19 protein-coding genes are annotated in these 19,967 nt (G+C 55.4%); 7 read left to right on the forward strand and 12 right to left on the reverse strand.

Features of this window, described 5'->3' with window-relative positions:
- Nucleotides 1–73: 73 nt before the first annotated feature.
- The 6 genes from TH468_RS17830 to TH468_RS17855 all read right to left on the reverse strand — a co-directional run bounded on the left by TH468_RS17830 (nucleotide 74) and on the right by TH468_RS17855 (nucleotide 8,116).
- A complete protein-coding gene (locus TH468_RS17830; protein ID WP_085645899.1) occupies nucleotides 74–1,432 on the reverse strand; it encodes a pitrilysin family protein in 1,359 nt (452 codons plus the stop codon).
- Nucleotides 1,433–1,434: 2 nt separating this feature from the next.
- Nucleotides 1,435–2,856, reverse strand: coding sequence for a pitrilysin family protein (locus tag TH468_RS17835; RefSeq protein ID WP_085645900.1), 1,422 nt, complete (start codon nucleotides 2,854–2,856; stop codon nucleotides 1,435–1,437).
- A gap of 187 nt (nucleotides 2,857–3,043) precedes the next feature.
- Complete coding sequence (locus TH468_RS17840; RefSeq protein WP_007090157.1) at nucleotides 3,044–3,622, reverse strand: DUF3035 domain-containing protein; 579 nt, start codon at nucleotides 3,620–3,622, stop codon at nucleotides 3,044–3,046.
- Between the two features lie 50 nt (nucleotides 3,623–3,672).
- On the reverse strand, nucleotides 3,673–4,146 hold the full coding sequence (lspA, locus tag TH468_RS17845) for a signal peptidase II (protein WP_085645901.1): 474 nt from the start codon (nucleotides 4,144–4,146) through the stop codon (nucleotides 3,673–3,675).
- Between the two features lie 69 nt (nucleotides 4,147–4,215).
- Entirely contained in the window at nucleotides 4,216–7,056 is a 2,841-nt protein-coding gene (gene ileS / locus TH468_RS17850; protein WP_085645902.1) for an isoleucine--tRNA ligase, read from the reverse strand.
- Between the two features lie 103 nt (nucleotides 7,057–7,159).
- On the reverse strand, nucleotides 7,160–8,116 hold the full coding sequence (locus TH468_RS17855; protein ID WP_168177176.1) for a bifunctional riboflavin kinase/FAD synthetase: 957 nt from the start codon (nucleotides 8,114–8,116) through the stop codon (nucleotides 7,160–7,162).
- A gap of 339 nt (nucleotides 8,117–8,455) precedes the next feature.
- On the opposite strand from TH468_RS17855, the gene TH468_RS17860 reads away from it, so the two are divergent.
- Complete coding sequence (locus tag TH468_RS17860) at nucleotides 8,456–9,673, forward strand: MFS transporter (protein WP_210402263.1); 1,218 nt, start codon at nucleotides 8,456–8,458, stop codon at nucleotides 9,671–9,673.
- A gap of 101 nt (nucleotides 9,674–9,774) precedes the next feature.
- Here the strand turns inward: TH468_RS17860 and TH468_RS17865 are convergent, their stop codons facing one another.
- Entirely contained in the window at nucleotides 9,775–10,209 is a 435-nt protein-coding gene (locus tag TH468_RS17865; protein ID WP_082832855.1) for a MaoC family dehydratase, read from the reverse strand.
- A 242-nt stretch (nucleotides 10,210–10,451) separates the two neighbouring features.
- Between TH468_RS17865 and TH468_RS17870 the strand changes: the two genes are divergently transcribed.
- The gene (locus TH468_RS17870) at nucleotides 10,452–11,243 is read left to right on the forward strand and encodes a class I SAM-dependent methyltransferase (protein WP_085645938.1); all 792 of its coding nucleotides are present in this window, start codon (nucleotides 10,452–10,454) and stop codon (nucleotides 11,241–11,243) included.
- Between the two features lie 12 nt (nucleotides 11,244–11,255).
- Here the strand turns inward: TH468_RS17870 and TH468_RS17875 are convergent, their stop codons facing one another.
- Nucleotides 11,256–12,152 carry a sterol desaturase family protein gene (locus TH468_RS17875; protein WP_246832377.1) on the reverse strand — a complete coding sequence of 299 codons (897 nt, stop codon included), beginning with the start codon at nucleotides 12,150–12,152 and terminating at the stop codon, nucleotides 11,256–11,258.
- A 103-nt stretch (nucleotides 12,153–12,255) separates the two neighbouring features.
- Here TH468_RS17875 and TH468_RS17880 point away from each other — a divergent pair, with 103 nt between their 5' ends.
- The 4 genes from TH468_RS17880 (at nucleotide 12,256) to TH468_RS17890 (ending at nucleotide 15,192) form a co-directional block, all read left to right on the forward strand.
- Nucleotides 12,256–13,284, forward strand: a complete 1,029-nt coding sequence (locus TH468_RS17880; protein ID WP_085645904.1) for a M23 family metallopeptidase — start codon at nucleotides 12,256–12,258, stop codon at nucleotides 13,282–13,284.
- Nucleotides 13,285–13,600: 316 nt separating this feature from the next.
- The gene (locus TH468_RS21975) at nucleotides 13,601–13,723 is read left to right on the forward strand and encodes a hypothetical protein (protein ID WP_256376265.1); all 123 of its coding nucleotides are present in this window, start codon (nucleotides 13,601–13,603) and stop codon (nucleotides 13,721–13,723) included.
- Between the two features lie 198 nt (nucleotides 13,724–13,921).
- Nucleotides 13,922–14,248, forward strand: a complete 327-nt coding sequence (locus tag TH468_RS17885) for a hypothetical protein (RefSeq protein ID WP_062948496.1) — start codon at nucleotides 13,922–13,924, stop codon at nucleotides 14,246–14,248.
- A gap of 80 nt (nucleotides 14,249–14,328) precedes the next feature.
- The gene (locus tag TH468_RS17890; RefSeq protein ID WP_085645905.1) at nucleotides 14,329–15,192 is read left to right on the forward strand and encodes an NUDIX hydrolase family protein; all 864 of its coding nucleotides are present in this window, start codon (nucleotides 14,329–14,331) and stop codon (nucleotides 15,190–15,192) included.
- 38 nt (nucleotides 15,193–15,230) lie between these two features.
- Here the strand turns inward: TH468_RS17890 and TH468_RS17895 are convergent, their stop codons facing one another.
- The 3 genes from TH468_RS17895 to TH468_RS17905 all read right to left on the reverse strand — a co-directional run bounded on the left by TH468_RS17895 (nucleotide 15,231) and on the right by TH468_RS17905 (nucleotide 17,076).
- Entirely contained in the window at nucleotides 15,231–15,710 is a 480-nt protein-coding gene (locus tag TH468_RS17895; RefSeq protein WP_085645906.1) for a hypothetical protein, read from the reverse strand.
- Between the two features lie 106 nt (nucleotides 15,711–15,816).
- Nucleotides 15,817–16,278 carry a hypothetical protein gene (locus TH468_RS17900; RefSeq protein ID WP_007090169.1) on the reverse strand — a complete coding sequence of 154 codons (462 nt, stop codon included), beginning with the start codon at nucleotides 16,276–16,278 and terminating at the stop codon, nucleotides 15,817–15,819.
- A gap of 135 nt (nucleotides 16,279–16,413) precedes the next feature.
- A complete protein-coding gene (locus TH468_RS17905) occupies nucleotides 16,414–17,076 on the reverse strand; it encodes an NnrU family protein (protein WP_085645907.1) in 663 nt (220 codons plus the stop codon).
- Between the two features lie 224 nt (nucleotides 17,077–17,300).
- Here TH468_RS17905 and TH468_RS17910 point away from each other — a divergent pair, with 224 nt between their 5' ends.
- A complete protein-coding gene (locus TH468_RS17910) occupies nucleotides 17,301–17,741 on the forward strand; it encodes a GcrA family cell cycle regulator (protein WP_007090171.1) in 441 nt (146 codons plus the stop codon).
- Nucleotides 17,742–17,837: 96 nt separating this feature from the next.
- Here TH468_RS17910 and TH468_RS17915 read toward each other — a convergent pair whose 3' ends face one another.
- Nucleotides 17,838–19,820 (reverse strand): bifunctional 2',3'-cyclic-nucleotide 2'-phosphodiesterase/3'-nucleotidase, encoded by a 1,983-nt coding sequence (locus TH468_RS17915; protein WP_085645908.1) that lies wholly within the window; start codon nucleotides 19,818–19,820, stop codon nucleotides 17,838–17,840.
- Nucleotides 19,821–19,967: the final 147 nt, after the last annotated feature.

Below are 19,967 nucleotides of genomic sequence, written 5' to 3' on the forward strand. Positions count from 1 at the left end.
CGAACCTATCAAAGCACAAAGCGCGGCGAAATGCCTTTCACCGCGCTTTGTGCTTTTTAACGTCAGGATCGGCTTAAAACGCCAGATCGCCTTCAGGTTTGCCAACCACCGTCACGGTAACATTAGACGGATCAAGCAGTTCGCTGGCAACCCTATTGACGTCATCAAGGGTGACGGCATCTACAAGGCTGTTGCGTTTATCAAGGAAGTCCTTGCCCAGATCCTGCATCTGCATGCCGACCAGCATGCCCGACAGATTGCCAAGGCTGGTAAAGCGCAGGGGGAAGGCACCGGTAAGATAGGATTTGGCGTTATCGAGTTCTTCCTGCGACACACCGTTATCCTTCATTTTCTGCCATTCATCGCCAATGATCGACAGGCTTTGACCGATGGCATCGTTGCGCGTGGCAACCCCGCCGGTCATCAGTTCTGCTTTGTCCATATCGGCAAGATAGCTATAGACACCATAGGCAAGCCCACGTTTTTCACGCACTTCTTCGGTCAGGCGCGACGAAAAACCACCACCACCAAGGATATAGTTCATGACATAGGCGGCATAGAAATCCGGGTCCTTGCGCGCAATGCCCTTCTGCCCCCATACCGCCTGGCTTTGCGGGATATCCTGTTTGATCACCTCGATCCCGCCAAATTTCGGCGTGACATCGGGAATGGCCGGAAGGTCGCTCTTGTCCGGCAATCCCCCAAAGGCTTCGTCAAGCAGTGGGCCAAGTTCATCGGCCGTGATATCGCCCGCGACCCCGATCACCAGATTGTCACGCGCCATGGCATGGCGGACAAATTCACGGAAATCATTGGCATTCAGGCTGCTGACCGATGCCATCGTCCCCGATACCGGATTGGCATAGGGATGATCGCCAAAGATCGATTTGAAAAACGCCTTTCCGGCGATATCGCCCGGATCATTTTCCGCCCGGCGCAGGCCCGAAATCACCTGTGCACGGATGCGTTCAACCGCCTCGTCATCAAAGCGCGGCTCGATCAGGGCCAGACGCAGAAGATCAATCGCCGTATCGCGTTCACGCGTCAACGTCACCATCGATCCGGAAAAATCATCGCGACTGGCATCAAAGGAAATGCTGATCGACCGGTCTTCCATTTCAGTACGGAAGGTCTGGCTGTCCATTTCGCCGGCCCCCTCGTCGATCAGGCCCGACACCATATTGGCAAGGCCCCCCTTGCCTTCCGGGTCGGTTGCGGAACCGGCCCCCTTGAAGGCAAAATCAACCGTCAGAAGCGGGTTAAGATGATCTTCGATCAGCCATGCGGTAATGCCGCCATCGGATGTGACTTCCTGTACTTCAACAGCCCTCGCATGGCTGGCAAATGACGTCATCAACAGGGTGGCCGATGCCAGCCCCAGCAGGGTTTTGCGCATTTTCATCATCGGAATTGTCTTTGCAATATAGCTCATGATCAATGCACCTCCTGCTCGCCGGTGACCGGCGCGGTTGGCATGCCGTTCACCGGGCCGCCTTCGGGCGGCTGCAACCAGCCGGTTACTGAACGTTTATCGTCAAATACCGATTTGGCAGCTTCGTTGACCTGCTCGACCGTTACGGATTGGATCCGATCCGGCCAGCTTTCAACCTGATCGACGGTCAAACCAACCGCCAGCGCTTCGCCCAGGGTACGCGCAGCCGCCGAAAGGGAGTCACGGGCGAAAACCGCACTATCGAGAAGCTTCTGCTTGGCACGCGCCAGTTCTTCCTCGGTCACGCCATTTTCCGCAACCTTGGCAATTTCGGCATCAACCGCCTTTTCCAGATCGGCCAGTTCAACACCATCGCGCGGCACGACGTAAAGGCCAAAGCTTGCCAGATCGACGGCAACCGGGTCATAGAAAGTCCCGGCACTGGTCGCAATCGACTGATCGACAACAAGGGATCGGAAGAAACGGCTGGTCGTGCCCGATCCAAGGATTTCGCTTAGGACCTCAAGCGGGGCGGCCTGATCGGCATTTTCGCTGTTGTAGGACGGTGCAAGGTAATAGCGCGACATGGATGCCTGCCCGACCCGCGGATCGGTCAGCGTTACCTTGCGCGGGGCATGCTGGGTCGGTTCCTTGACACGGTGGCGGGTGGCAACGTCGCCCGCCGGAATGACACCATAATATTTTTCGGCCAGCGGTTTAAGCTGATCCATGGTGATGTCCCCGGCCACGACCAGAATGGCATTATTGGGCGCATACCATTTGCGATAAAAGGCTAGCGCGTCATCGGTCGACAGGCTTTCCATCTCATTGAGCCATCCGATGATCGACCGGCCATAGGGATGGGCCATATAAAGGGCAGCGCGCATCTGTTCCCCCAGAAGCGCACCGGGATTGTTATCAATCCGTGATCTGCGCTCTTCGATGATCACGTCGCGTTCGGGTAAAACCACATCGTCGGAAAGCTGAAGATTCTGCATCCGGTCGGCTTCCATTTTCATGACCATTTCAAGGCGGTCACGCGCGATATTCTGGAAATAGCCGGTATAGTCCCATGCAGTGAATGCATTGTCATTGCCGCCATTGCGCGCAACGATCTTGGAAAAATCACCCGGGGCAATGTCCTTCGTACCCTTGAACATCAGATGTTCAAGGAAATGGGCAATCCCAGATACGCCCTCAGTCTCGTCGGCGGATCCGACCTTGTACCAGACCATATGGGTTACGACCGGGGCGCGGTGATTTTCCACCAGCACAACCTGCATGCCGTTATCAAGGGTCATGGTTTGCGGGCTGAAAACCGCCGCCCCGGCCAAATGGGGGCTCAGGATCATAAGAACAGCGGCAAGCAGGCCAATTGGCCCGCGCGCAAATATCGAAATCGGGGATCGGGTCGGAAATGTCATTACGTCATCCCAATGCTATAAGCAGGATCGCCAGGAATCAGACAGGGTGCCTGATCTATACGGCAACGGACAAGTTTTGATTAAGAACTGAATATGACAGAACAAGGGCGCGGAAAGACCGCGCCCTGCCATAATTCGAATTTTGTTCTATTTCCGGGATAACTCACCGGAACGTGACCGTCACGACCTAGAAGATATCTTCCAGCCAGCCTTTCTGACGGCGTTCGATGACCGGTGTTTCACCTTCGGAAACCGACTCACCCAATGCCTGCTGATCGCGGATGCGCTTGGCTTCGGCTTCGGCGTCGACCTGGGTGCCAAATTGCGGCTTTTCCTGCCAGAAGATCAGCTTGTCGACGACGCTGTCGCTTTCTTCGATAAAGATCGATGTTTCACGATCAACCGTGGTGCGGATTGCGGGATCAGCATATTGCGCGCCCGACTGCGACAGAAGGGCAACCTGCCCCTGACTACGATTGCCATCGGTGATATCACGCTTGACCGCGTCCGGGTCTTCACCGGTCAGGATACGACGCGCCTGATCGGTGGTGGTGCCGGTCTGCGGGCGTGGTGCACCCGGTTCGGGAACACGCAGTGTGAAATCAGGCGGCAGGCTCAGCGGTGCACGGGAAACAACCTGAAATTCGTCCGGAGCCGTTTTGTTCAGACCGAACGTTTCACGCGTTGATTCACAACCGGACACGGCAAATGCCAAACCGCCCAGCAGCGCAACTTTGAAAATCGATGTCGATAGTTTTCGGGCCATTGATGCCTCTTTACCACTCAGTCTCCGGCACGGAAATGCCGGATCAAAAATTACCTGGATGATTTTTTACCGCCAAACAGGGAATCGATCAACAAAAGGACGGCACCAATCGTGATTGCACTGTCCGCAATGTTGAAAACCGGCCAATGATAGCCTGCAACATGCATGTCGATAAAGTCGGTTACCGCTCCGTGACGCAAACGGTCAACAAGGTTGCCAACCGCCCCGCCAACCACCAGCGCCAGCGCAATGCCCAACAACCGGTCACGCGTCCGCCACATCCAGATCAGGAAACCGACGGTGATTGCCGCCGTCGCCAAAATCATGACCCACGGCGCCTGTCCCTGGAACAGGCCGAATGAAACGCCACTGTTCCATGCCAGCAGGAAATTCATGAACGGCGTGACTTCGATCACGCGATGCGGGTTTGACAATCCGTCAATCGCCAGCTGCTTGGTCCACTGATCGACGGCAAACACAACCGCAATAATGACCAGCCCAGAGACAAAGGCACGATGTTTCATCAACACTCTTTCTGTCTTGCCTGAACACGGTCTTCCGAATGGACAGACCAGAACCTGAAACGGACCGCCTTATTCGGCGGCCTCAATCCCCATTTCATCAACGGCATCAGCACAGCGCAGGCACACGGTTTTGTGCACCGGGTGGCTGCCGACTTCGGGCAATGTCTGCCAGCAACGCTCGCATTTCTCGCCCTCGGCCAATGCCGGAACCACACCAACGCCGGTAACTTCCTCAAGGGTATAGGCCCCTTCGGGTGCGGCGCCGGTGATCAGTTCGACATCAGATGTGATGGCGATTTCGGCAAGATTAAGGCCATTAAGCGCTTCGACATATTCCGCCGTTGCATAGACCCTTGGTGCGGCATCAAGGCTGGCCCCGATGCGTTTTTCGGCACGTTCCAGTTCCAGCGCACCGGTTACAACGCGACGCAGCTTGCGGATTTTTTCCCACTTGGCGGCCAGTGCCTCGTTCTTCCAGCCATCCGAAACCGTGTTGAAGGTTTCGGAATGGACCGAACTGTCGGCACCATAACGTGCGCGCCATGCCTCGTCCGCGGTAAAGCACAGAACCGGAGCCAGCCAGCGCACCAGACAGTCAAACACGCGGTCCATAACCGTACGTGCCGCACGGCGTTTGGCACTGCTTGGCGCGTCGCAATAAAGCGCGTCCTTGCGGATATCAAGATAGAAGGCCGACATATCAAGCGCGCAGAAGTTATGCAGCTCGATAAACATCGTATGGAAATCATAATCTGCCGTGGTTTTACGCACCAGATCGTCAAGCTTGCTCAGACGATGCAGGACCCAGCGTTCCAGTTCCGGCAATTCGCTGTCCGCAACCTTTTCCGCCTCGGTAAAGCCATCAAGGTTCCCCAGCAGGAAGCGCAGCGTGTTGCGCAGGCGGCGGTAGATGTCCGAATGACGTTCGATGATCTCGTGGCTGATGCGCAGGTCATCGTGATAGTCGGAACTGACCACCCAAAGACGCAGGATATCTGCACCCAGTTTGTTGATGACCTCCTGCGGTGCAATGATGTTGCCAAGCGACTTGGACATCTTGCGGCCTTCGCCGTCCAGAACGAAACCGTGTGTCAGGACCGCGTCATACGGCGCACGACCGCGCGTTCCGCACGATTCAAGCAATGAACTATGGAACCAGCCGCGATGCTGATCCGACCCTTCAAGATAAAGGTCGGCCGGCCATTTAAGGTCCTGGCGTTCTTCAAGCACGAAGGCATGGGTCGAACCGGAATCAAACCAGACGTCAAGAACGTCGGTGACCTGTTCGAAATCCTTGGCATCATATTTGTCACCAAGGAAATATTGCGCATCGCGCGTGAACCACGCGTCGGCACCTTCGGCACAGAATGCTTCGTAGACGCGGTCAAGTACACCCTGATCACGGAGCGGTTCACGGGTATTTTTATTGATGAACACCGTAATCGGCACACCCCACGCACGCTGGCGCGAAACGCACCAGTCCGGGCGGTTGGCAATCATCGAATGCAGACGGTTGCGACCGGCTTCCGGTACAAAGCGGGTTTCATCAATCGCCTTAAGTGCCTTTTCACGCAGGTCATTATCCTTCATGGAAATGAACCATTGCGGTGTGGTGCGATAGATGATCGGCGCCTTGGACCGCCACGAGCACGGATAAGAGTGTTTCAGACGCCCACGCGACAACAGCGCGCCAACCTCAACCAGCTTGGCGATGACCGCTTCGTTGGCATCGGCTTCCTTGCCGTTTTCATCATAGATGCGTTTGCCTGCAAACAGCGGCACGGTCGGGTAATAAGCCCCATCGCCATCCACCATTTCCGGGATTTCAAGACCGTATTTCAGACCGGTCTGGTAATCGTCCGGGCCGTGCGTCGGCGCGGTATGGACAAAGCCGGTACCGGTATCGGTCGTGACATAATCAGCCGCCAGAAGCGGCACATCAAATTCATAACCCTCACCGCGGAACGGATGGGCGGCAACGGTGCCTTCAAGGTCGGAACCCTTGAAATTGCCGACAACCTTATGCCCGGTGATGCGGCCGTTTTTGCAAACGTCTTCGACCAGATCGGCACAGATCGCCATTTTCTCGCCGACCTTAGCCCAGGCTTCTTCGGCGGTTTCGGTGACTTCGATCACGACATAGTCGATCTCGGCCCCATACGAAATCGCGCGGTTCCCCGGGATCGTCCATGGGGTCGTCGTCCAGATCAGGATCGTCGCATCGGAAAGGGCTTCGACCCTGGATGAAACAACCGGGAACCGGACATGGATCGTTTTGCTGGTATGGTCGTGATATTCGACTTCGGCCTCGGCCAGCGCGGTCTTTTCAACCACCGACCACATGACCGGCTTCGAGCCCATATAGAGCGAGCCGTTCATCAGGAATTTGCCAAGTTCACGGGCAATCGATGCCTCGGCCTTGTAATCCATGGTGACATAGGGATTGTCCCAGTCGCCCATCACGCCAAGACGTTTGAATTCCTCGCGCTGGATATCAAGCCATTTCTGGGCGAACTCGCGGCATTCCTTGCGGAATTCGGCGATTGGAACATCATCCTTGTTCTTGCCCTTGGCACGGTACTGTTCTTCGATCTTCCATTCGATCGGAAGGCCGTGGCAATCCCAGCCCGGCACATAAACCGCGTTCTTGCCCAGCATCTGCTGCGAACGGGTGATCACGTCTTTCAGGATTTTGTTGAGTGCATGACCAATATGCAGATGGCCGTTGGCATATGGCGGGCCATCATGCAGGACAAACATTTCACGATCCGCCGAAATACCGCGAATTTTGCCATAGAGGTCCTCTTTCGCCCACTGTTCCAGCAGGGTCGGCTCCATCTTTGGCAAACCCGCCCGCATCGGAAAATCGGTCTTGGGCAGGATAACGGTCTTTTTATATTCGACACTCATCGTGACGGTCCTGTCGTCTTTAAACAAATTACAAGGGCGAACCCCCGGTGATACTGGCTGCCCCCGTAAAGGCGCGCGGATCATAACGGGTTCGACAACAATTTCAAATCTTGCCGAGAATCTCTTTGGCGGCAATCACATCCGCAGCGATCTGGGCTTTCAGTGCGTCAAGCCCATCGAACTTCTGTTCGCCCCGGATAAAGCCGTGCAAACGCACGCGAACGCGACGGCCATAGATGTCCTGATCGAAATCGAACAGGTGGGCTTCAAGCCCGGCATCCGCATCCCCGCCAAAGCTGGGGCGCACACCAATATTTGCGACTCCGTCGATCCAGCGTTCGACGGTTTCATCATTTTCGTCCGATATCAGGCCAAGCTCGACGGCATAAACACCGAATTTCGGACGCAGATGATTGCCAAGTGCGACATTGGCGGTCGGGAAACCAATCGTGCGGCCGCGTTGATCGCCCTTGATCACCACACCGGCAACTTCCCACGGGCGCCCCAGCAAATGGGTCGCATCCTGCGGGCGGCCTTCACGCAATGCCTGCCGGATCGCGGTCGAGGAATAGATAATTCCGTTATCATGCGTAACCGCCTCGATCGCCGTCACGCCAAAACCCGATTTTTCGCCGATTTCACGCAGCAGATCGACATTTCCCGCCCGGCCCTTGCCAAAGCAGAAGTCCCAACCGACAACGACATGGCGCACACCAAGTCCATTCACCAGAATGCGTTCGATAAACTCTTCGGCGCTCATCGCGGCAAAATCGCGATTAAACTCGGCTTCGAAAAACAGATCGATATCCAGATCGGACGCCGCCGTAATCCTGTCATCGGCCGATGTCAGACGGAATTCGGGTTCGCCTGCGCGGAACAACATCCGGGGATGAGGTTCGAACGTCAGAATGCCCAGCGGTGCATTCAGATCGCGAGCGATCTTGCGCGCATGATCAAGCAACGTCTGATGGCCCAGATGAAGGCCGTCAAAATTGCCAATCGCAACAACCGCGCCACGCGCGTCATTACCCAGATTGTCAAAAGATCGAAAAACGCGCATCCGCGCCGGTCTCTCTTTTTTGCTCGTCATCATGCCGGCAGATCGCATATCCGCACAGTCCAGCGGGCAGCTATAAAGCGCGCAAGCCCGAAGCGTAAAGACTTTTCCGACAAAAAGCGTCTGGCTGCTGCTATGCGCCCGGATCATTGTGGTCGCAGATTTTTAAAAAATCGCGCTGTTTTACCCTTGACCTCAACTTTACTTCAGGATGCAGGATCATTGTCACGCCCCCCCGACAAAGGGGTTTCAACCAATACCGGTAAGCGATCAGAACCTTTTGCACCATCACACGGAACCCCGGCCTGCCTCGCGCCAATCAAACCGATCGGAGACTGCCCTGTGACTGACCTGCCCCAAACACGCCAGCAAGATATGCCAACCGAAACACCAAACCTTTCGATCCGGATCACCATGCTGCTTCTGGCGTCGCTGACGATCATGTCGGGCGCGCTGATCGCGACATCGCTTCCGGGGATCGAAGCCCGTTTTGCCAATCATGAAAATGTCGTGATGCTCAGCCGCCTTGTCCTGACCCTGCCCGGCCTGTTCGTTGCCATCGGTGCGCCCTTTGCCGGGGCGATTGCGGATCGGATCGGGCGCAAACCGCTGCTTCTGGTGTCGCTTCTGCTTTATGGGACAGCAGGTGCATCGGGCCTGTTTGCCGACAGCCTGTCTGGCCTTCTGATCGGTCGGGCGTTGCTTGGTCTTGCGGTTGCGGGAACCATGACCACCGCCACCGCCCTTGTCGGCGACTATTTCAGCGGTGATATGCGCGACCGTTTCATGGGATATCAGGTTGCCTTCACCGGACTTGGCGGGCTGGTTTTTATTGCCGGCGGCGGTGTTTTGACCGAACTGCACTGGCGTAGTCCCTTTGCGGTCTATGCCATTGCCTTCCTGCTGATCCCGGCGGTTCTGAAAGTATTGTATGAACCCGAACCGGTCCGGCACGAACCCGGACACGCCCCGGCCGATGACATTACCCGGCGCGATATCCTGCTGGTCGCGTTATTCTGCCTGATCGCCGCCCTTAACAGCACGGCCTTCTACCTGATCCCGACCCAGATGCCGTTCTATATCGAGAAACTCGGTATTGCGCCTGCCAGCGGCACCGGTCTTGCCATGGGCCTCTTGCCACTGGCATCGGCCATCGCATCACTTAATTACGGACGTCTGCGGCGTCACTTCACTATCCCGGCCCTGTTTGCCATTGGTTTTGGCATTATGGCAGTGGGCATGAACCTGATCGCCCTGACCCAGGATTATTTCGGCATTGCCGGTTCCATCGGATTGACCGGGTTGGGATTGGGCATGGTGATTTCGAACATGATGGCCGGTGCCATGGCGGTCGCCCCACCATCCATCCGTGGTCGCGTTGCCGGGGTGCTGACTGCCAGCATCTTTATCGGCCAGTTTCTATCCCCGCTGATCAGTCAGCCATGGGTGGATGCGTTTGGATACCGCGCGATCTATCACGATATGGGCATGCTTGTCGGATGTTTCGCCGTGGTCGGACTGCTGACCGCCATCAGACGCCGGATCAGCGTCACCGCCTAGGGCAAAGCTCCACCCCGCCCTCGTGCCGATGGGGCTTCCTGATCCGGATGCTGGCGCGATGTCCGTCGCGCCAGCTTTTCTTTGCGGGTCTCTTCCTGTTGTCAGGCTGCGGCGCGCGATGGCACCATCACCATCGCCTCGCCCGCGATCACGCATTTATCGCCAACATAACAGTTGGTTTCGAGAACCACCCGACGCTTGGGCGCGATGATCTCGCGCACCGTAACCTTTGCGGTCACAGTATCGCCAATACGGACCGGTGCCTTGAACTGCAAATTCTGCGACAGGTAAATCGTGCCCGGCCCCGGAAGACGCGTACCCAGCACGGTTGAAATGAAACCGGCTGACAACATGCCATGCGCAATGCGGCCTTCAAACATCGTGGTTTCGGCAAATTCCTGATTAAGATGAACCGGGTTGGTATCGCCGGACAATCCGGCAAACATCACGATATCGGTTTCCGTCACGGTTTTGGCGTAACTTCCGACCATGCCGATCTCGATATCTTCAAGATACAGCCCTTCCAGTCCGTTCATCTCTCTCATTTCCTGACTTTCCTTGCCTGTTTCTGATCGCTGCGTCTGACTTCTGATTTATTTTTGCGCCGCAGCATTCGCAATATTATTTCGCGTTTTCTTTTTTCGGCAATGGGTAATTGGTTGAACAGGGTAATTTCACAGGCTTGCCATATCCGGCGGAACTGCCCAAATGGGGACTTCCGTCCTGCACCGTCACGGTGCAAACTGCCCCTCAGAATAACAAATTGCGGAAAACGTCCATGAATGCGACCACTGCCGACATCTATGAAATCGCCATGGGCCGATGGAGCCGCCGCCTGTCGCGCAACTTCCTTGATTTTGTTGCGGCACCCTCCTGCGGTTCGCTGATTGATGTCGGCTGCGGTACCGGCAGCCTCACACTCGCCGCCGCCACGCGGTACCCAAAGGCACGCATTGTCGGGGTCGATCTGATCCCGGATTATCTGTCCGAAGCGTTGCTTAGCGCCGCACCTAATGTCAGCTTTGAAACCGGGGATGCCAGCAACCTGCCTTTTGGCGATGACAGTTTTGACACCGCCTTTTCGCAATTGCTGTTAAACGATCTGGAAGGTCCGGCAGGTGCTGTTTCGGAAATGGTTCGCGTCACCAAACCAGGCGGGCGGATTGCAGCAAGTGTCTGGGATCGTGCCGGGGGATTATCCTTCATCCGCCTGTTTCTCGATGCCGCGGCCGTGATCGCCTATCCGGCAGGAGATGAATTGCGCAGCAGGATTTTCGACATCCCCTATCAAAGCGAAGACGCCCTGTTTGATCTTTGGTCCGATGCCGGTTTGCGTGATGTCGATACCGCGACCCTGTCGATCCGCATGGATTTTCTGGATTTCGAGGATTACTGGCAGTCGCTTCTGGGTGCGCACAGCCTGATCCGTGATTTCTTTACCAGCCTTGATCCCGAACTGGCACACCAACTGCGCACCGCTACCGAACGGTCCTATCTGGGGGGCAAGGATGATGGTCGCCGTTCGCTGGTGGCATCCGCTATGGTTGTGCGCGGTATCGTCGGGGAATAGGCGACGATTACATCAAGACCGGCGAAACGGTATCCACAATACCGACCAAAGGCTTTGACTGCGTTTATCGCGAAATTCCTCAAGCCCGATCTGCATGTCATGATCATTGGTCTTGGTATGGTCGACATAACTGACAAACAGCCGGTCCCAAACCGACAGGATATTTCCGTAATTGCTGTTGGTTTCGCCTATCAGGCTGGAATGATGCACCCGATGCATATCGGGCGTTACAATCAATCGGCGCAATAACCGGTCAAACCCGCCGGGCAAATGAACATTGCCGTGATTAAACAGCGCAAATCCGCTTAGCATGCTTTCATAAATCACCACCGCCCACGGATCAGCCCCCAGCAGGATCACAAAAGCCGATTTATAAATCGCTGATGCGACAATTTCGAACGGATGAAACCGCACCGCGGTCGAGACATCAAATTCGATATCGCAATGATGCACCCGGTGAAACCGCCAGAAAACCGGCACGATATGCGTCAGGCGGTGCTGCCAGTAAACTGCACAATCAAGTGCGACGATTGCAATCAGGCCACTAAGCCACTCGGGCAGGCCAATCAGATTCTCGGCCTGATTGATCACGCCCCAGCCCTGCTGCCCGGCCAGAATGGCCGCGGCAATCATCGCGGCCCCGATGGTGAAACGGGTTAATGCAGCCCCCATCAACAGCAAACCAAAATTGGTCAGCCACCGCCCCGGGTTGCGCAGCCCACCCGCCGGACGATAAGGCATGAATGCCTCCCACATTGCCATCACGACAAGGATGGTGGCAAAGATACCCAACCTTAAAAGCCCGGCCTGTTGGTCCATCATGTTCCTGCCAAATACCAGGGTGGTGACGACGATTGTGTCTTTATGGTCATAGTCGATGATATTGAAACAATACAGTACCTTGCCCATCGCAAGTCCATCACCATTATGTTAGATGAAGGATGTGTGACGAAGCAGTCCTGTCAAAAGCGGTTTCAAAACCAACGACACAGGGCACCGGCAGGAGGATTTGATGGGGCAGGCGACAGGACGTATTGCGGCAGGTTTATTCGGGGTCCTGATCCTCGTGCCGTTCGCGACCATCGCCCGTGCGGATGGCCCGCCCTTTGATCTGCCCGTCGATTGCCCCTATGGCCAGTGTGATGTGGTCCATTATGTCGACCATGATCCCGGCCCCGAAATCCGTGATTTTGCGTGTGGCACCACCACCTATGAAGGTCATCGCGGCACCGATTTTTCCATTCCCGACGAGGCCACCATGATTGGCGGGGTCGCGGTCAACGCGGTTGCCGCCGGCACGGTGATTGCCACCCGTGACGGGGTCGAGGATATCGACGCTGGCCGTTTGGTCGGCGATTCGCTTAAGGGGATTGAATGCGGTAACGGCATTCTGATCAACCACGAAGATGGCTGGCAAAGCCAGTATTGCCATCTGCGCCGCGGATCACTGGCGGTTAAAAAAGGCGACACGGTCGAACGCGGCCAGACAATCGGGCTGATCGGCATGTCCGGGCAGGCCACCTTCCCGCATCTGCATTTCAACCTGCGCAAGGATAACCAGCTGGTCGACCCGTTCAGTGGCACCACGATGGGGGCTGTCACCCCGCAGGATTGCAATGCCAATAATGCGGTGCTGTGGACCGATGCCGCCAAGGAACAGATGTCCTATCGGGCGGTGACCCTTTATGCATCGGGCTTTTCATCTGCCAAACCCAATGCCACCGACATCAAGCGCGGCTATGGTAAAAGCAGTGAACTGCCCGCTTCCAGCCCCGGACTGTTTTTCTGGGCCTATCTGATCGGGGCCAGCAACGGCGATATCATCCGACTAAGCATGGATGGCCCGAACGGCATTGGCGGACACCGCGATTTCACCATCAATGTCGAAAACGATAACGGCCCGCGCGCCAAGTGGTTTTACGTCAATATCAACCGCCCCGGTGATCGCTGGCCCGCAGGTGCCTATCGCGGTGAAGTCACCTTTACCCGCCCCGGCCAACCATCTAGGGAAATCGGCATCACCGAGCTTACCATTCGCTGACAACGCCACCGATAACGCTGCGGATAACATAGACATTGCCGACGGGTATCGCAGCACAGCATGCCAATATCGCGGGAATCGGCAGTAACTGAGCCGCGTGCGGATTCCGATTCTCGCGTTTTTTATGCGCCGCACCATCAACCTTTGGTTATTTATGACCAAAACAGGTACAGAAAAGCTGTCTTTTTCCATCAGGTTGAAAGTTTTTTGACGTTTTTAAGAGGACAGCACTTGTATCGGGACCATATGCCTGCATATATTTCAACAGTGCGCCATACGGTGCATTTAAAGATACCTGTCATAAGACGGAGTAAAAATGATGAATAAGCGCAAAGCCGTTGCTATCGCCGTTGCCCGTGAACAGCAGATTGCCCGTTCGATGGAAATCCTGTTTGCTGGTACCATTCTGGCTCTGATTGCATCGCTTCTGATCCTCTGATCTTTTTTGTAACGCGCTTCGTCATTTAATCGGCCGTTAGCCATCCGGGATAACGGCCCCGAACGTTCAAGAACATCTTCATGAACAACCGCCGCCTTTTCATCGTTGCCATTACGCGAATTACCAGCCCGGTGGTCTGAGGACCCCGGGACGTGTCTTTTCGCCTTTTGGATACAATGAAAATGTGTGTGCATTGTCATGACCGATCATGCCTTTCTCGCGCCGCTTGAAAGCGCGCAGCCGACCAAATCCGTTTATTGTTTCGCCGTTCACGCCGCCGCAGAACCCGATGTGATGCCGCGTGTTCTTGAACTGTTTTCCAAACGCAATCTTGTCCCCGCCAGCTGGCATTCCACCGTCGCCGACGGCCATGCCGGTTTCAGCGAATTGCAGATCGATATCCAGATTCAGCAACTGGAAACCAAGGTTGCCGAACATATCGCCCGGTGCCTGCGTCAGATCGTGCATGTGAATACGGTTCTGACATCGGAAAAGGGTTATTCCAACTCTGCCCTTGGCGCTTAGGCCTTGGACGCTTAGTCTGTCTGGGTCGCGGCACTGCAACATGATCGTGTTGCAGTGCGCCCCAACCGACGGAGCCCATCTTGACCTATCTTGACCATATCAAAGCCTGCAACAACGCCAATCCATCGCGCTATGTGCCCTTCCGCATTGATGGAATGTCTCTGGGTGCCTTGCGTCCGGACTTCGCCACCGCCCTGTCAGCACTTGGCCCGGATTTTTCCCGCGACGAAAATGGGGAGTACTGCTTTGCACCGCATATCGTAACCCTTGATGATCGCAACCGTTCGCTCGATACCGCCACCAAGGCGCTTTGCGATCAGGGCGTCATCCGCCGCCTGCATGGCGAACGGTTCGATATTCGCCCGACACTGGGTCACGATCCCCTATGTCAGTTGGATCGGTCCGCCATGCCCTATTTCGGGTTCCGGTCCTGGGGTGTGCATATGAACGGCTATGTGCAAAAAGATGAAGGCATCCATATGTGGATTGCCCACCGCGCCAAGGACAAACCGACCTATCCGGGCATGCTTGACAATATGGTTGCAGGCGGCCAGCCGACCGGACTTGGTTTTCTTGAAAACATGATCAAGGAATGTGCCGAAGAAGCCGCCATCCCCGAAAACCTCTCCAGAAATTTGAAACCGGTCGGTACCGTTTCCTATCTTTACGAAACCACCGAAGGGCTAAAGCCCGATGTCATGGTCAATTATGATCTGGAATTGCCCGCCGATTTCGTGCCGCGATGTGCGGACGGCGAAGTCGAACAGTTTGAATTGATGCCTTTGGCCGACGTCGCCGAAATCGTACGCAGCAGTTTTGATTTCAAATTCAATTGCGCGCTGGTGATCATCGATTTCCTGATTCGCCACGGCTTCCTGACCGCCGACAATGAACCGGATTACAGCCAGCTGACCACCGGGCTGCATCGCAATATTTTCCGATAGGGATTTGTTGATTTGTCCCGCGCAAAAACACCCGAAACTTACTGTTTGGTCGGCGGACCGCCCATAAGCGCCCCAACCGCCATCAGGGTCAATTTGGCGCGCAATTCCGGATCAAGCTTGTCCAGATCTTCCTGCTTGTTGCGGATGGCAACCAATGCTTCGGAAATCAGTTTGGCGCGCGCATCGTCGGCTGCACTTGGCATCCGGCTTTTCTTTTTGCCGATCTTGGCGTCGGCGGCTTCAAGCGCCTTAAGGATTGCGGCCTGCGGATTATCCGACTGTTCTGTCAGGGTCTCGGCCAAGGCCTGAGCGCGGGCCTCCTCAAAGGACATGCCACTTTCCTGATAGGCCATCGCGCGGTCTTCGATCCGGCGTGCCTGTTTGGCCTGGGCAGCACTGCGTGCTGCCAGCTCGGGATCATTGAGTTGAAGGGACTGTGAATCGCTATAGGCCTTAAGGGCCTCCCGTCCGCGTTTTCCAACGAAAACGCGCAGCAGCGTCTCCTTTAGCATTCCCATCAATCGTTCCCGCTATGGTTTGGTTGCCCGCATCACAAGGCAACCATCATGCACCCAAAGGGTTTCAAAATCATTGCCTGCGGCCTGCAGGCAATATCGCAATGCCTTATATATGTTGCGCGACCCGGTCTTCTTCAATCTCAAGGATGTAACCGACCAGCGCCTCGCAATCATCCGTTCCCAGATGTTCAAGATCAAAGACGAAATCAACATTGTCACGCGCCGGGTCATCGGTTTTCCCGACAATGCCGAATTTGATATATTCCGCATCAAGAGCGGCCAGCGACGATATCACATCGGCAACCCCCACCCGGTCTTCAGCCGTCAGTGACAAGCGGATCAGAACCAGAATATCGGCATCGCAATCAACCGCCTGACGGGCAATCGATTGTGCGTCGGAATTTTTCGGGGCGATATCAACGTCAAACCCGCCATCGGCAAACAGGGTCGCGACATGCTTGTGATGGGGTTCTTCCGCCGACGATGCCGTCGCCAGAAGCAGTCTGGGGTGGCGGCCTTCCATCTCGGCGAAACGGGCAAGATTGGTCGCAAGTTCAGGAGACGTCATAACACCTCACAGAAATAACCTGTCCAGGATGGACATTCTGCGAACCAGTATTCCAATGAAACCTTGGAACTTCAAGCGTTGCGGCAAGGTTTTCTGCATCAAACCTCACAACCGCAAAATGCGGTCGACGGTGGTTCAGCCGCCGATTACCGCCGATGGATCAACCCCGATGACATAGGGATGCGCCCAAAGGAACACGACATACAGCAGAATTCCCAGCCCAATATCGCGCCAGCCAAGCGCGCCTTTGGCAAGCCCCGCGACGTCAAACCGTCGAGTCCCGTCAAGGATTGCCTTGTATTCGGCCACGTCCATGTGGCGGGCGCGGATTTGTTCCATCCGCCAGAACCCGGCAATGGCAAAAACCGTCGCCCCGCCAAAGAACATGAAAGCCACCAGATCACCATTGGGCACGATATGCCCAAGTCCCCACAACATCATGCCCAAAAGCAGCGGATGACGGGTCAAACGGTTGATCCCCGGTCGTGCCGGATCAAATCCTTTTTTTCGTCCAATCGACAGCGGACAGGGTTGAATAATCGCTGCGGCCCACAAAATGCAGGCAGGCAGCATAAAGGTCAGCGTGACGTGATTTTGCCAGATTTCGTAGGGCCACAGCGTGATGAAGTCCGCATGACGTACCTCATAAATCACCCATCCCAGCAGGAACAGCGACGTGACCGAAAACGTTACAACATATGCCGTGTGACCGATCCTTGCCGTGATCGCACCACGCAGAAGACCGGGCACGATATGCCCCGCCATAAACACCGCGACTGAAACGAAAAACCATGTCAAATGACGATCTCCCCTTTACATTGACGCGCTGTCATGCAAATTGCGCATCTTTCCGCGTGCAGCAACCCGGTCGTCAAACTGGTCCCGATTGGTCCAAAATGGCTAAGACCCTTGCGCCGCGTGATATTAGCGGATACGTCTGTATCCCTGTTTGACTTCGGACAATAAGCACCTGCCTATGGATTTTCCACCGGGCAGACAAAGAAACACGGAATATACTCGAAATGAGCTGGACGCCGGAAAAGATTGAACTGCTGACCTCGCTCTGGAATCAGGGCTGGACCACAGCACGCATCGGTGAAGAACTGGGCGTTGGCAAAAACGCCGTCGTTGGCAAGGCACACCGCCTTGGCCTGCCCAAGCGCCCCTCCCCGATCCAGCGCCGCGCCGAAGAGAGCGAGCCGAAAAAGGCACCGACCCCGAAAGTGCAGAGCAAAGGCATCAGCATCTTTGATCTCGGTGCCGGTATGTGCCGCTGGCCGTTCGGTGATCCGGGCGATGAAGACTTCCATTTCTGCGGCAAGAAATCTGTGCCGAGCAAACCTTACTGCGACGAACATTGCGCGGCGGCATATCTGAACGGCAAGAACCCTCGCGAAGACGGCCCGCGGAACGTTCCTGGTCGCCCCAATGCGCCGCATATGTCTCACGGTCCCAAAAAGTAACAGTCTGGCTGTCGCTGACCTTCACGGTCTTCGCGCAAGCCCAATTAAAAAGCCGCCCTCTTCCGATGGGCGGCTTTTTCTGTTTCGCGTCCAGTCCTATTTCGACTGAAGGACATATTGGGCAAAGCCGTTTTCGTCCTCGCCGACAAAGCTGATATTGTCGGGTGCGTTCATTGCCGAGGATGCTTTGGGACTGGTGACAAACGTCACCTTGGATGCCTCCCCGATGGGGGCTAGGCTCCAGTTGCCATCGGCCTTGGGATCGATTTCCTTTTCCTCAAGGATATAGTTCGCCAAAACCGTACGGTTTTCATCGGGTGCTTCGATGATGATGCTTGATCCGTCAAGTCCCGGGAAATTGCCCCCGCCGCCAGCACGGTAATTATTGGTCGCAACGACGAATTTCTGATCGTCGGCAACCGGCTTGCCATCATAGGTCAGATTGATGATGCGATGCGCATCCTTGTTTACCACCTCACCCGATGCGTTGTATCGGGCCGGTTGGGTTACATCGATCTGGTAATTGACCCCATCAATGACATCAAAGTTATAGGTCGGGAATGTCTCGTTGATCAGCGGCTGCTCTTCCCGGCTGTTCGGGTCAATCTGATTGAACTGTACGGCCGACATTTCCAACCATTCACGGACCTGCGCACCATCAAGCAGCACCGCCCGCAATGTATTGGGATAGATATAAAGATCGGCAACGTTCTTTAATGCGATCTTGCCTTCGGGGATGTCAGTGAAATATTCCGGGCCGCCACGGCCGCCGGCCTTGAACGGTGCACCCGCCGACAGGATCGGCATCCCGTCATATTCCGATCCCTTCAGGATACGTTCCAGATACCATTTCTGGGCATTGGTCACAATCTGGATCGACGGATCATCGGCCACCAGCGCAAAGAAGCTGTTGATCGGGGTGGCCGTCGTACCAACCCCCTCGCGCATATAGGCAATGGTCGCCTCATGCTCTTCTTTCACCGCCTCGATCACTTCCGGGTCGGCATCGACCAGCGGGGTGATATCACGGCCTTCGCGGTGATAAATCGGACGTGCTTCCGACAGGCTGTCGGTCACCTTCCATTCCCCGGCATCATTGACCGAAAGCGTCAGGTCAATCACGCCAAGGTGGCTGCCCCAGAAGCCCGGCATGACAGCGGCCACACCATTGATCGTGCCCTTGGCAAGATCAACCCCATCAATATCGGCATAGGTATCAGACGGGAATACCGTGTGCGCATGGCCAAACAGGATGGCATCAATGCCGTCAACTTGGCTCAGATAATAGGTGGCGTTTTCTTCCATACCTTCACGTGCCAGTGTCGACAGCCCCGAATGCGGCACCGCAATCACGATGTCCGCGCCCTTTTCGCGCATTTCCGGCACGTATTTTCTAGCCATCTCGACAATGTCCTTGGTCACGACATTGCCTTCCAGATTGGCCTTGTCCCATTGCATGATCTGCGGCGGGACGAACCCGATCACGCCGACCTTCGCCTTGTGCTTTTTGCCGTCGCCATCGCTAAATTCACGATCAAGGATTACATAGGGCTGGAAATACGGTTTGTCATTTTCGGCATCATTATCGCCGTCATCGGCAAACACATTGGCACTGACATAGGGGAACTTGGCACCCGAAAGGCTTTTACCCAGGAAATCTAGGCCATAGTTGAATTCATGATTGCCGATATTGGCTGCGTCATAGCCCAACAGGTTCATCGCCTTGTAAACCGGATGCACCTCACCCTCTTTCAGGCCGTGGCGCTTTGCCATGTAATCGCCAAGTGGGCTGCCCTGGATCAGGTCACCATTGTCAATCAGAACAACGTTTTCGGCCTCACCGCGCGCATTTTTCAACAGGGTCGCAACCTTGGCCAGCCCAACCGTATCCGACGGACTGTCGCGATAATAATCGTAATTGACCAGATGCGTATGGATATCAGTGGTTTCCAGAATGCGCAGCGATAGCGTGCTATCGGCCAATGCTGTACCGCTGGCAAGCGCCACCGTCAGTGACAAGACTGATCCCGCAACTGCACGACCAAAAACTGCACGACCGGCCAGACGAAAATATGACATGTGAAAGGGTCCCTGTTGAAGCGATGCTCATGCCTGACATTATGATTGTTCGTTTGGTCAGGATTTGAAGATTTTGCGAAAATAGCAAGGCAAACACAAATGAAAACGCCCGCAAGATGATCGCGGGCGTTTGGCATATTGAAATTC

It is taken from the genome of Thalassospira sp. MCCC 1A03138, assembly GCF_002115785.1.
In the GTDB taxonomy this organism is placed as follows: Bacteria; Pseudomonadota; Alphaproteobacteria; order Rhodospirillales; family Thalassospiraceae; genus Thalassospira.